Raw genomic sequence first — 12,351 nt, forward strand, 5'->3', positions numbered from 1 at the left:
GCTGGTCTTTGTATTATATTAAGAGGGATTTATAACACATTCAAAGTAAAGAGTTAACACGTTATGTTACATTCAAAATGAAGTTTTAAAGGAATAGGCAATAGACCCAATGTGAAAGTAACACAATTACATTTGTGTTACTTTCAGAATATTAATATAATCTAAATAAAGTAAACCCCACATCGTTAGATATGAGGTTATCAACTGGGTCCTTCATTTGTCTTACATATTTTGATACAATCCTAATTAATTATTTTCATTAAATTTCCCCCCTCTTATTTCATATTTTAATGTAGAATCAACTAATTCTTCTAAATAACAGCTATTTCTTAATTAGCCTCATATTCTATACTACAAAGATTCTCCACCTGTTAAGCACCACAATGCTTAACAGGTCTTCATTCGTTACAATACATTACGTATGTATTTATTTAAATCGACTTAAATAATTTATTGGTTTTTAATAATATCTTTTTTAAGCGTTTTTTATTATCGCTTATAATGGGTTCTAAATCTTTCACTATAATATTTTTTGCTTTATCCAAAGTTTCTTTTCTATTTATATATATATTAAAAGTATTTAACTCTGTATAAAATTCCTCTAGCTGCAAATATAGCTCTGCATCATAAACTGCTAATAAATCAGCATCTATTTTTCCCCATAAAGTAAATTTTACATCCAGTTCTAAAGCTTTACTATTTACATTTAATTTTTTATTAATCCTTATTATTTCATTGTAATTATCAAAAGAGTTTTTAAATTCGTTTTCTTCACTCAAAATAAATTCGCAAAATCTTGTTAAATATTTTATTTTTTCTTTAGATTTATTAAATTTACTAATTTTTTCATATAAAAATTTTATTTGAGGTGCTAATACAAATGATTTACCAATAAATTTTAATAATTTAATTTCTAAATCATTAAAGTCATTAAAAATATTTTTGTTATTAAGCTTTTCAATAGAACGTTCAATATCATTTATTTCATCAGAATTTCCACGATAGTCTTCCTTAAGATAAGATAAGTCAGCTTCGTATTCCATAATAAATTCATATGGTTTTTCCGTATATATTGTAACTTCACTTACTGGTTCCCCATATCTATCATGCTCCACATGTACTTCTTTATATATATTTAATTGACTAACACAGTAATATAGGTCTACTAAATTAGTATCTAGGCTATTATCAATATAAAATTGTTTGTTTAATTCTTCAAGAGATATATACTCATTTAAAGCATTATCAATTATGGTTTTATTATTTATCATTTCTTTCTCAAGTTTTAGAAATTGAACATATAACTTATTGTTATCCTTTTTATTTTTGTATCTTTGATATATGTTAAAACTAAAGTAACCAAAAACTAAAGTTAAAATAGCTTTCAAAATCTCAATTATACAACTTTTTATAAATGGAGTATTTAAATGCATACATATCACCTCACCGTCATGTTAAACAATACCATTAACTGAGAATTAAGTAAATTATCCAGTTCAATTTTTTTATTTTTTAAATATATTTTATTACACCAATGAGACTTACAAAGTCGTGAAAATAAATTTTCACGACTTTTGTAGTATATGAACATCTAGCTTATAGACTCAAAGTGAAAGTAACACAATTACTATTGTGTTACTTTCACACCTATGGAAACATAAAATTTTAGGTTTAAAAAATTTAATACTGATTATAAATCCAACAATAATAGCCAGTAACCCTTAATATGATCTAATATATCTATTAAAGGTTACTGGCTATGTGATAATTACACTTATGGTGCTAATCTTATTCTATCTCTTGGAAATAATGATGCTTCTCTTACATTTTCTAAGCCTAGTAATTGTGCTGTAATCCTCTCAAGTCCAATTGCAAGTCCTCCATGTGGTGGCATTCCATATTTGAAAACAGAAGTGTAATTGTGATAAACTTCTGGTGTTAAACCTTTATATTTAATATTATTAATTAACATGTTATAGTCGTGAATTCTTTGACCTCCTGTTGTAATTTCTACTCCTCTAAATAATAAGTCAAAGCTATGAGTTTCATTTTCACCTAAAGGCATTGTATACATTGGTCTTTTTTTTCTCGGATAATGTGTTAAAAAAATAAAATCACACCCAAGTTTCTCTTTTGAATATTTACAAATCAATTTTTCTGCATCAGGATCTAAATCTCCATCTAAATCTGATTTATTATATTCAGTTCTCAATATTTCTAATGCTTCACTAAATTTTATTCTTGGAATCTTTGTATTTAATTTAGGTAAATCTACATTTAATATTTTTAAATATTTTTTCCCCTCTTGAAATGTTTTGTTTATTATAAATATAATTAAATTTTCTTCCAAATCCATTATATCTTTTTCATCTTCAATAAATCCCATCTCACAGTCCATGCTAACATATTCATTAAGATGCCTGCTAGTATTATGTTCTTCTGCCCTATATACATGAGCTACCTCAAAAACTCTTTCAAATCCGGCACCTACCATCATCTGTTTATAAAATTGAGGACTTTGAGCTAGGTATGCTTTTTTTTCAAAATATTTCAATTCAAATACTTCTGTTCCTCCCTCAGCACCTTCAGCCACAATTTTAGGTGTGAAAATTTCTGTAAAACCTTCTTTAGATAAGAAATACCTAAACCCTTGTACAATCAGGTTTTGTATTTTAAATATTGAATTGATTTTTTCGTGACGTAGGCTCAAAACTCTATTATCTAACATAGTATCTAAGTTAATGTCTAAAGTAGATTTATTTATTTCTATTGGTAATTCTTCTGTTGCACTATTAATTATTTCAAATTCTTCAATTACTATTTCATAAGGATTTAACACGTTTTTATCTTCTTTTACTTCCCCAAAGATTGATATTACTGATTCTAACTTTATTGTACTCATATCTACAGCATTATTTTCTGCAATGCATTGTACAAAACCAGTTCTATCCCTCATTATAATGAATGTTATAGTTTTTAACTTTCTTACTCTATAAACCCACCCTTTGATTTGTATTTTCTTACCTATTAAATTGTCTATTTCATTTATCATAACTCTTTTCATATACAATCTCTCCTTTAAAATTGATAGTAAAAAATCCCTTGAGTAAAAAACTCAAGGGACGAAATTCGCGGTGCCACCCTAATTAACATAATTTAATAAGCTCTACAAAATAGTAGTATACAATTCAGAATGGGCCCCATTCTGAACAAAAAAATAAAAGCCTCAACTTCTTATTTATAGAAGTGAAAACTTTTTCCACGGTACCATCCTACTTTGACAAAGTTTATTAAACTACGCCATCTCAATTCCCTATAACGGAGGAATCCGATTTATCTTACTTTAATGTTCAGATAAACTTCTCAGAGATGTCTTTCAATATTACTTTTCTCATGGAGCTTCCACCATTCTCCATTCGCTTTAGATACTCAGATAACATTTACTCTTCTCTTCACAGAATCATGAATATTCATTTATTACATTATATTACTTATTGTTTGCTAAATCAATAGGAAAATTAAATAGAATTATACATAGTTAATGTCGTGAAATAATTAATTTCACGACATTTAATAAAACTCTATAACTAGCCTACACCCTCATTTTTTATTTTATGTGTGACAATATATACTCCTTTGATAACATTTTTAGTGTCTAATTGAGAATATACACCCCTTTTATGCACTATTTACAATTTTATCCATAACTTAAATTTCTTAATACCATCCTAATTATTATCTATTTTTTCCGTTAATAAATTAAACAACCTTTTTAATACCATAAACAAGGTTAGTATAAAAACTAAAATTAAATATAATAATATAAAATCTAATAGTACATGTATAATAGAGTTGAATTTTATAAACATGAATAGAGATACTACTATAACTAAAATAGCTACAATGATTGAAAATGAAACATTGTATAAAACTTCTTTTATAAAAATCTTATCTATCTTTTTATTCCTTTCACCATCAAATGCTAATAATATCGCTAATATGTTGAACAGTAATCCTATAAATATAGTAAATGCTGTAACTATAATACCAAGCCTAGTATCATCTATTTTCATATATAATGCTAATATTATAGCTATGAAAATAGGTAGGATAAAAAATATGTTTATATCATTTTTATCTACCTTTCCAGTACCAAATACCTTTAGAGTACTAAAATGTTTTCTTATTAAATCTACAATATTTATTTTAGATTTATCATTAGTTTTTAAGATAAATGTTATTACAATTAAACTTACGATAGTTAATATAATTTTATAGTCATTAATGTATAGTAATAGGTGTTTCATTAATCTCTTCCTTTCTATTCACACCTGCATTCTCCTTAAGTCTATAGTTCTTATAATCAATAATTTCTACATATTCTTCAACAATATCTTGTGCTATTTCCAAAATGCTTTCATATTTAGGATGACCATCAATTTCAAATTCGACATCATCTGATATATCTATATCTCCCGTTAAATTATTTAAATTATTTAAACTTATGGTCCTCTTCTTCTTACCAATTAATAACTCAACTTTTATATTATCATATTCTATTCCATCAATTTCTATTATATTTTTTAGTCCAATTGTATTATTTAAAAATTTACTTATAGGCTTTTTAAAAGATAAAAATTTATTTTTCTTAGGGTTAATTACATACTCAAATGTTCCGAATTCTCCATTCCTATACTCTTCTTTATATACATCAGCTATATCTTTAGGGACTGTATGTTTTACCAATCTCATTCTACATATACCTCCTGATGTCAAATATTGTTTTGCTACATTTTCCGGAAGTATTGGATGTAACGTACCTTTAATTTTATATTTATTATCTTCAAAAAATTGATTTAAATCATTTTCGAAAATTGTTTTGCAACCAAAAGTTCTAAATTTCTCAAGTGCAAATAGACCCTTATATGCATCCTTTGGTATACAAGCATAAAAGAATAATGGCATCATATCAGCCTCTTCTATTGTTTTTTTATGAGTTGTTTTACTTGTTGATATACTTTTTATCTCACTGGAATAACCATAGTTTCCTGTTTCTAACTGACCATGAAAAATATCATCGTCAATAGTTAAATTTTTTATATTAATAGCTTTTCCTAGTTCTTCATTACAAGAAATGTTTTTTCTGCTTAGACAATAATCATTAAATACATTTATAAATGGCTTTCCATTTACATTATCTAAATTTACATATTTATTATCATCTATACCCCGAAGTCTTATAACATATAATACCAATGCTATATTATTCATCTTAAGTAAGTATCCCCCTTTTTTATTCCAAACCCTTCTCTCAAACTATATATTATATAATACAAGTCATAATTAGCTTATTTGCTCAATTATACCATATATAAGTTTTGACATTTAAACTACACCAACCATACATTATAATAAAGGTTATAGTGAATGATCCTTGAATCTATTGGTATTGCATTAAAGTTAAGAGGCATACAATATAACGAAAATTATATTGTATGCCTTTTATCTAGTAATAAGAGTGCGTAATTATCAATAGTTAATTTAATACTACCGCATTTCATATAGGGCCGAAAGCACGCCCTATATTCCATTTGGTCTTATTCTAATTACTAACACTAGAGTTTATTTGGGCTTTGTCTCTGCATCTCTCTTATATATTCTTCTGCCTGTTTTTGGTATTCTAATATCTTTTTATTAGACTGCTCTTGAAGCTCCTGCATCTTCTTATTAAATAACTTTTCCTGCTGTAGTAGTGCTTTTTCCTTTTCAAATTCTTTCAGCTGGGAAATTCGAGTTACTTCCTTTTGGGCTTCGGTAACTGTAGCTTCCATTTTTGTTTCTAAAGTTCGCATAGCTAGCAATGTTTTTTCCTTTTCAAACTCTTTTAATTCTTCAAATCTAGTTGCTTGTTTTTGAGCTTCCACAGCTACAGCTTCCAGTTTTGTTTTTAAGGTATCGACTTCGATGTCTTTGGATATTATTTTATTCTCAAGATCTATTTTTCTTGCCTGACTATCTGCAAGTAAGGTTTTAACTGTTTCATTTTCATTCTTAAACCCTTTATATTCCGTAACAAGGCCTGCAAGTGTGTCATTTTTTTCTTTATATTCTAGAATTAAGGCCTTATTACTTTCTGTGATTTCACTTAATTGTTTTACCTGCTTCTTAAGCTCATCACTTATATTAAAAGATCCCTGAAGTGTAGTTTCCATATCTTCTTTATCTGTTTTTAATGTTTCATTTTCAACATTTAAACTTTCTATTTTACTCTTATAGATTTCCATATCTTTATTAAACTGCAGCACCTTTGATTCATCTATAGTTTGTATTCGTTTAGCCATGTTTACATATATAGTATTGATCTGATTACTTAATGCTTCGAGGTGATTAATGTCCTCTGCTACCTCTGGTATATCTATTTTCACCTTGTTTAATTCATAAGCACCCATAAGGATCCCCATAAATTCTTTACTGCTTTTGCCGCTTCCTTGAATGAGTTCCATGAGCTTCTCTTTGTCATCTGCTTCCATTCTTACTGAAAAGGGATTATTATTATCTGCCATTTTATGGCCTCCTTTATATTTAAATAATGTTTACAATTATTTTTGTTGAAATTCATTAATATTAGTATGTTTACTGATGTTTACAGAGTATTATTTACAGTATACCTCTATAATATAAAAAATTCAATAAAAAATTGAATTTGAAATATGCCTGGTCACCATCAGAGGAGTTCTACGGAGGAGAGGGCACACGTCTGCGCTTGCTAACTTATAGTGAAATTAACAATTAGGAGATTATAAAGGGAAAAGTATGATGATAATAGAATATAGATGTTAATTTCACTATATGAACATCTATGAATGAATATAGACAAAGATAAAGGTGTAATTTATTTATTTTTTGAATATACTATTATTAATAGAACCCACCACGCCTCTTTACAATGCGCACCAGGTGGGACATTTTATTTGTGGGTGATATAATAGAAAGTGATATTATAATTTATAACAAAACCCCTACAACTTTAGTACAGAAATTGAATTTAGGACACGTATTGCATAGCACATAAATAAGATGGCGACTTTCCTTCTGAAATGTCGTTAAAACATATTGCATTTTGAAAAAGATAGAGAAGCAGGATTAATAACCTTGCTTCTCTATCTTTTTATTAGATTTCCCCTGAATGTCTTACATTTTAGCAAATCATTAAAAAAATCAATTTAGAACCACAATCTTTTTATTTCACAAACAACAATCGCTGCAGACATAGGCATCTGTATAATGTTTTGCCAATTATTTTTCCAACTTAAATTATCTTCAAAAAATTTGGAATCAATAATTCGCCCTGCATTCAAAATACCAATACCACTCCACACAATAAGCCAACCCATTTCTTTAAACATATCCTTACTGATAAAAAAGTAGTAAATACCGACACCTATCAACGCAATGCTAACAATCCACTGAATCACATCATTGATTTTCTTTAATGAAGCTTTACGAATCATATTACTCATCCTTTCTTATTCGTTAAGTCCAACCGTTTAGTATATAGGAAAATTATAACATAATTCTCTATTTTTTAATCATCCCAAATTGCTACTCAAATAAACTTCCTTTTTCTGATCCTCAGTTATTCCTATATATTTTAAAGTTTGTAATTTGGATGAATGATTGAATATCTCCATTAACAGCTCTATGGTGGTGCCGCTCGTATAAGCATGGTAACCAAAGGTTTTGCGCATCGAATGGGTCCCGATTTCTCCGGATATTATCTTTCCATTATGGTCCCTTTCAACGAGGCCTATCATTTCAGCAGCATTATTTAATATATACCAGGCATGTTGACGAGATATTGGTTTGTTTTCTGATTTCTTACTACAAAACACATACATATGTGGTAGCACTTCTTCCAAAGTAGCCGCATAACCTTCAATTAGTTTAATTACTATGGAGCCTATGTAAAACTTTTTGGTTTTTGAGGTTTTCTTTTCTGTGATTATTACATATTCTTTGGCACTCATGTTCTTGAAATTCATGGCATCATCAAATGTTAATTTTAAAATATCACTTATTCTAAGTCCAACATTTATTCCAAGAATAAATAACAGCTCATTTCGAAGGCTTTGATCTCTTAAATACGATCTCATAATTCTTATGGTCCTTATTTCTCTTATGGGTTCTACAGTTTTAATTTTACATCATCCTTCCGTTAAAGATTTAACAATTAAGTAAACTATCACTAAATTTGTTAAATATAGTCGTATATGTCATGTTTTCAAGGTGATTTTATAGAACATCATGTCGCAATATAAAATTACCATTTTTTATATTACACAATAATTGAATAATAGTCAATATGTCAGATTAGACGGAAATGGTAAATTACATTTTATTACAACACTAGATTTGAAGCCATTCGTTATCTGACACAAAGGGCTTGTGTCAGATTAGAAACACATTGACTATGGAAAACCATAATGACAATTAATGTAAAGACATTAATTGTCATTATTATTTAAAACTTATTATTTATGTAATGTTATTTTTAAAACATTAATTTTAAAATAATTAAAAAAATTTAAAAAAATTATTTAACATTTATAGAAAATTATGTATAATAGATATAAGAAATGAAAAGGGTGGTGTTTATACTGGAAATTTTAGTTGAAAAAGCAAAAAATGGGGATAGAAAATCTTTGATGGACATTATTGAACGGTATAAGTTTTTGATAATTAAGTTAGCTGCAAGTTACCACATACCCTCTTATGAATTTGAAGACCTAGTGCAACAGGGATATCTTTCAGTTATAAAGGCAGTTAATCTTTATAAACTAGGTAGTAATACTTTTGATGGTTACTGTATAAATAGCATCAGAACTAATTTTAAAGCTCTTTTAAAAGGAAAGATAAAACATTATAGAGAAGTGCCAAATGCAGAGCCTATAGAGGCCAATGCCACTGCAACATATGAATTTACCTTAGAGGATGAAGTGATAGCGTACGAGGAAGTTAAAAGGCTATATGATGCCTTAGAAAAGTTAGATCCATATGAGAGAGACATTGTGGAGAGATTCTATATTTTTGATGATAGTCTTCGTGAAATAGCTTGCGATGGTCCGCATAGTTATTATCATTATGTAAGGGTTAAAAATAAAGCGTTAAAGAAGCTTAGAAAATATATTTAAGAAAACAATTAGAAAAATCATATATATTAGCTATAGCGGTGAGGGAGGAATGCATTATGTATGATGTATTTATTAAACTGGTTAATACAGTTGGCTTCCCTATAAGTGTGAGCGTATATCTTTTGGTTAGGTTTGAGAAGAAAATTGAGGATCTCAATAAATCTATCGCAGATTTAACTATAGTTATATCCACCGTTATAGGAAAATACGAAAAATAAGGGTGCCAGATTGGTATTCTTATTTTTTTATATGTTCTAGAGAACAACAACAAATATAACTTATTTATGGGTATGCTCCTTGTTGTTGTTTTAATAGTTTTATATGTACCTCAAAGCATTGGTATGACTGGCCTTGAAATTCTAAAGGCAAACTATTATGGTCAAAGGCAACTTATTTATGGTTAAAGGCAACCTATTTATGGTCAAAGCTAAAATTGGTAATGTAGTTGGATGGCTTATAGATGCAATAAAAAAAGACTATAAGCCTGCTAAAGGCAAAGTTAAATCATCTCCTGCGGAGCTGAAATATTAATGACTTCACAAGGAGATTTGTACTCCTACTGAAGTTTTCTATTTGTTAAGGTACGTAACTCCCACGTGTAGTAGTGGGAGACTTTCCTTATGAACTGTCATTAAAGCTGATAAATTCAATGACTACGAGCAACGCTCCTACGATTTTGATGAATTGGAGAAGCAGTTGCTCGGATGGAAACAAATAGATGTGATATAAATTGTTTAGAGTAATCAAAGGTGTAGCTATATTAGCTATACCTTCTTTGTCTTTGTCTTTGTTTTTATTTTTAAATTAACCGCCAAAAAAATTTGAAGGACATATATATTCAGTGAAAAACAAAATGAAGGGGGGCAATCAATATGGCAGTTGTATCTACAAAGGTAGCAAGCGCACTAAAACTCACTATGAAAGTAGGGGTCGATATCGATGGCAACGACAAATTCGCAACAAAAACATTAGGTAATTTAAAAGTTACTGCAAATGATGAAGACATTTTTGCAATAGGAAAAGCTATATCTAACATTAAAACTTATCCATTATTTACACTAGACAGACAAGATCAATCCAGTTTAGTTATGGAATAGTTTTTCAGCTTAAAATTCAGGGCTAAATTAAGTAATAATTAAAAGGAGGAAAAGACATATGCATAAATTAGTTATGAGATTTTTAACATCTATAGAAGGTAAGTATTTTACTTTAAGCGTAGATGACATTAAAACTGATGAAAATGGAGTTCCAACTATAAAAGACGCTGAAGTAAATGCTCTTATGGATTTAGTTATTGCAAAGAACATTTTTGCATCAGCGAATGGTAGCTTAACTGGCAAGAAAGATGCTAAAGTAATTACTACTGACACTAATGAAATTGAAGTAGCATAGTTATCACCTGCGGTGCTATAGATCATCACCTGCGGTGCTGGTCATCACCTTTGGTACTGGCATCATCTGCGATGCTGAGCACCACGAAATATTCCACTAAGGATTAACTTGGTGGAATTTTTTTTAGTTAAAAATAGATAGAAATAGGATTACAAAAAATTAAAAAATAAGAGGGGGAATTGTTATTATGAGTAATAAAATATATACACATTGCGTTGATTTTGGTCACGGAGGAACAGATTCTGGAGCAGTAGGGGATCATTCCCATGAAGCGGACCTTGTTATGGCTATTGGTAAAAAAGTTGGTAGGATACTTGTAGAAAGAGGACAAAAGGTGATATATACAAGAACTACAGATGTCTATTTAACATTAGCACAAAGAGCTAATACCGCGAACAATAATGGTTGTGATACATTTACATCAATTCACGCAAATAGCTTTTCAGATAAATCAGCTCATGGAATAGAAACATTTTCATACCCGAAAAGTTCGAGTGGTGCAGGATTATCTAAACTAGTACAATCGGAATTAATAAAGGCTACAGGATTAACAAATAGAGGGTGCACAACTGCTAATTTTGGTGTGCTTAGAATGACTAGCATGGTTGCTATATTAGTAGAAACTGCATTTATTAGTAATCCAACTGAAGAAAATTTACTATTATCAAATGCTTATCAAGAAAAAGTGGCTTTAGCAATAGTAAAAGGTATATTTGCATACCTCGGATTAAATTTCAGTGGAGAAACTATAGTTTCAAATAATCCAATTATATCTTCTGGAAAGCATGGGATAGTTACTGCATACGTACTTAATGTTAGGTTGAGGGCAAATGTAAATTCCAGTATATTGGGGACACTAAACAAAAATGAAAAAGTTAAAATTGATAATAAGGTAGGTAATTGGTATTCTATATTTTATGGTAATCATGGCGGATTTGTTAGTGCGGGGTATATTAAACTAGTTTAATTACTTCGGGTAGTTAAGAGTTATATCTTAGCTACTTTTTTATTCATCTTCTTATGTGAAAAACTTGATTAAGTCCGCAGAACTTAAATTTGTATATAATTCATCGTGGATAGTATCCTCAAAGGCATCTCAATGGGGATACAATAAAATGATAGCATTAAAAACTATTACTATATTATAATATTTAATATTAGTATAAATAATTAACATTAAATTATAACAACATATCCATTTTATATATTTACTAGTCTTTTTTTCTAATTACTAAGTTAACACTATCATTTTCAACATCAAAAAATCAAGAAATCTGCATCATCATAAATACACTCTTTTTCATATGTAAAACTCTTATCTTCCAACATTTCAAACCAACCAGTATCTATATTTAATTCAAAAACCGGGCACTGATTATGTTTAACATCACCAATATAAATTGCTCTTATTTTTCTCATAATTCTTCCCCCATATTAACATCCCGCCCTAATGTAAATTATTTAAATTACCATGGTAAGGCTAATGTTCATTTTTTCTTTCTTACTACTTTTCTTATTCCTAAAATTATCAAGTCTAGTAAATTAAATATCACTGCAGATGCAAATGCTTCTTTTATGCTCATTTCAAAAAAAATATTGCTCATTGAAATTGCAACAAACAGGGGGAACAAGTCCTACCATTATTAAAAACCTTAACATTGTTATTGGTCATTTTGGCGCTAGTATTGCTTCTTTTATTAAATGCATTATATTAACAATGTGTGATATATCCATGTCTCTAAGTGCTTAGTTAAATTTAACTAAATGC

14 protein-coding genes, 1 pseudogene and 1 other annotated feature are annotated in these 12,351 nt (G+C 28.7%); of the genes and pseudogenes, 7 read left to right on the forward strand and 8 right to left on the reverse strand.

The window, feature by feature from the left end; genetic code table 11:
- Positions 1–431: 431 nt before the first annotated feature.
- From KTC92_RS18175 to KTC92_RS18205, 7 genes are all read right to left on the reverse strand, one after another.
- Positions 432–1,433 carry a hypothetical protein gene (locus KTC92_RS18175; RefSeq protein WP_220287278.1) on the reverse strand — a complete coding sequence of 334 codons (1,002 nt, stop codon included), beginning with the start codon at positions 1,431–1,433 and terminating at the stop codon, positions 432–434.
- A gap of 341 nt (positions 1,434–1,774) precedes the next feature.
- Positions 1,775–3,064, reverse strand: a complete 1,290-nt coding sequence (gene aspS / locus KTC92_RS18180) for an aspartate--tRNA(Asn) ligase (protein ID WP_220287280.1) — start codon at positions 3,062–3,064, stop codon at positions 1,775–1,777.
- Between the two features lie 175 nt (positions 3,065–3,239).
- Positions 3,240–3,465, reverse strand: a binding site (T-box leader).
- Positions 3,466–3,728: 263 nt separating this feature from the next.
- Positions 3,729–4,307 carry a hypothetical protein gene (locus KTC92_RS18185; protein ID WP_220287282.1) on the reverse strand — a complete coding sequence of 193 codons (579 nt, stop codon included), beginning with the start codon at positions 4,305–4,307 and terminating at the stop codon, positions 3,729–3,731.
- Positions 4,282–5,271 (reverse strand): hypothetical protein, encoded by a 990-nt coding sequence (locus tag KTC92_RS18190; RefSeq protein WP_220287285.1) that lies wholly within the window; start codon positions 5,269–5,271, stop codon positions 4,282–4,284. Before KTC92_RS18190 ends, KTC92_RS18185 begins: the two co-directional genes overlap by 26 nt.
- Before the next feature lie 344 nt (positions 5,272–5,615).
- The gene (locus KTC92_RS18195) at positions 5,616–6,563 is read right to left on the reverse strand and encodes a hypothetical protein (protein ID WP_220287288.1); all 948 of its coding nucleotides are present in this window, start codon (positions 6,561–6,563) and stop codon (positions 5,616–5,618) included.
- A 660-nt stretch (positions 6,564–7,223) separates the two neighbouring features.
- A complete protein-coding gene (locus KTC92_RS18200; protein ID WP_220287290.1) occupies positions 7,224–7,511 on the reverse strand; it encodes a hypothetical protein in 288 nt (95 codons plus the stop codon).
- 78 nt (positions 7,512–7,589) lie between these two features.
- On the reverse strand, positions 7,590–8,153 hold the full coding sequence (locus KTC92_RS18205; protein ID WP_258280792.1) for a tyrosine-type recombinase/integrase: 564 nt from the start codon (positions 8,151–8,153) through the stop codon (positions 7,590–7,592).
- 495 nt (positions 8,154–8,648) lie between these two features.
- Here KTC92_RS18205 and KTC92_RS18210 point away from each other — a divergent pair, with 495 nt between their 5' ends.
- From KTC92_RS18210 to KTC92_RS18235, 7 genes and pseudogenes are all read left to right on the forward strand, one after another.
- Positions 8,649–9,191 carry a sigma-70 family RNA polymerase sigma factor gene (locus tag KTC92_RS18210; protein ID WP_309137254.1) on the forward strand — a complete coding sequence of 181 codons (543 nt, stop codon included), beginning with the start codon at positions 8,649–8,651 and terminating at the stop codon, positions 9,189–9,191.
- 56 nt (positions 9,192–9,247) lie between these two features.
- Positions 9,248–9,409: a YvrJ family protein gene (locus tag KTC92_RS18215; protein WP_220287292.1), complete on the forward strand. Its 162-nt coding sequence runs from the start codon at positions 9,248–9,250 to the stop codon at positions 9,407–9,409.
- 406 nt (positions 9,410–9,815) lie between these two features.
- Positions 9,816–9,920: pseudogene (locus tag KTC92_RS18745) on the forward strand (DNA replication protein DnaD); the annotation flags it as partial.
- Positions 9,921–10,063: 143 nt separating this feature from the next.
- Positions 10,064–10,288: a DUF1659 domain-containing protein gene (locus KTC92_RS18220; RefSeq protein WP_220287294.1), complete on the forward strand. Its 225-nt coding sequence runs from the start codon at positions 10,064–10,066 to the stop codon at positions 10,286–10,288.
- A gap of 58 nt (positions 10,289–10,346) precedes the next feature.
- Complete coding sequence (locus KTC92_RS18225; RefSeq protein ID WP_220287297.1) at positions 10,347–10,583, forward strand: DUF2922 domain-containing protein; 237 nt, start codon at positions 10,347–10,349, stop codon at positions 10,581–10,583.
- A gap of 187 nt (positions 10,584–10,770) precedes the next feature.
- Positions 10,771–11,550 (forward strand): N-acetylmuramoyl-L-alanine amidase, encoded by a 780-nt coding sequence (locus KTC92_RS18230; RefSeq protein WP_220287300.1) that lies wholly within the window; start codon positions 10,771–10,773, stop codon positions 11,548–11,550.
- A gap of 55 nt (positions 11,551–11,605) precedes the next feature.
- Complete coding sequence (locus tag KTC92_RS18235) at positions 11,606–11,731, forward strand: hypothetical protein (RefSeq protein ID WP_258280793.1); 126 nt, start codon at positions 11,606–11,608, stop codon at positions 11,729–11,731.
- Between the two features lie 109 nt (positions 11,732–11,840).
- On the opposite strand, the gene KTC92_RS18240 is transcribed toward KTC92_RS18235, so the two are convergent.
- The gene (locus KTC92_RS18240; RefSeq protein ID WP_220287303.1) at positions 11,841–12,002 is read right to left on the reverse strand and encodes a hypothetical protein; all 162 of its coding nucleotides are present in this window, start codon (positions 12,000–12,002) and stop codon (positions 11,841–11,843) included.
- Between the last annotated feature and the right edge of the window lie 349 nt (positions 12,003–12,351).

The sequence above is a fragment of the Clostridium sp. CM027 genome (assembly GCF_024730565.1).
GTDB classification, from domain to species: domain Bacteria; phylum Bacillota; class Clostridia; order Clostridiales; family Clostridiaceae; genus Clostridium_AD; species Clostridium_AD estertheticum_B.

Bases quoted from the DNA above. Each gene is read 5' to 3' on its own strand.
- KTC92_RS18175 (WP_220287278.1), bottom strand. From the start codon at position 1,433: ATGCATTTAAATACTCCATTTATAAAAAGTTGTATAATTGAGATTTTG.
- aspS (WP_220287280.1), bottom strand. From the start codon at position 3,064: ATGAAAAGAGTTATGATAAATGAAATAGACAATTTAATAGGTAAGAAA.
- KTC92_RS18185 (WP_220287282.1), bottom strand. From the start codon at position 4,307: ATGAAACACCTATTACTATACATTAATGACTATAAAATTATATTAACT.
- KTC92_RS18190 (WP_220287285.1), bottom strand. From the start codon at position 5,271: ATGAATAATATAGCATTGGTATTATATGTTATAAGACTTCGGGGTATA.
- KTC92_RS18195 (WP_220287288.1), bottom strand. From the start codon at position 6,563: ATGGCAGATAATAATAATCCCTTTTCAGTAAGAATGGAAGCAGATGAC.
- KTC92_RS18200 (WP_220287290.1), bottom strand. From the start codon at position 7,511: ATGATTCGTAAAGCTTCATTAAAGAAAATCAATGATGTGATTCAGTGG.
- KTC92_RS18205 (WP_258280792.1), bottom strand. From the start codon at position 8,153: ATGAGATCGTATTTAAGAGATCAAAGCCTTCGAAATGAGCTGTTATTT.
- KTC92_RS18215 (WP_220287292.1), top strand. From the start codon at position 9,248: ATGTATGATGTATTTATTAAACTGGTTAATACAGTTGGCTTCCCTATA.
- KTC92_RS18220 (WP_220287294.1), top strand. From the start codon at position 10,064: ATGGCAGTTGTATCTACAAAGGTAGCAAGCGCACTAAAACTCACTATG.
- KTC92_RS18225 (WP_220287297.1), top strand. From the start codon at position 10,347: ATGCATAAATTAGTTATGAGATTTTTAACATCTATAGAAGGTAAGTAT.
- KTC92_RS18230 (WP_220287300.1), top strand. From the start codon at position 10,771: ATGAGTAATAAAATATATACACATTGCGTTGATTTTGGTCACGGAGGA.
- KTC92_RS18240 (WP_220287303.1), bottom strand. From the start codon at position 12,002: ATGAGAAAAATAAGAGCAATTTATATTGGTGATGTTAAACATAATCAG.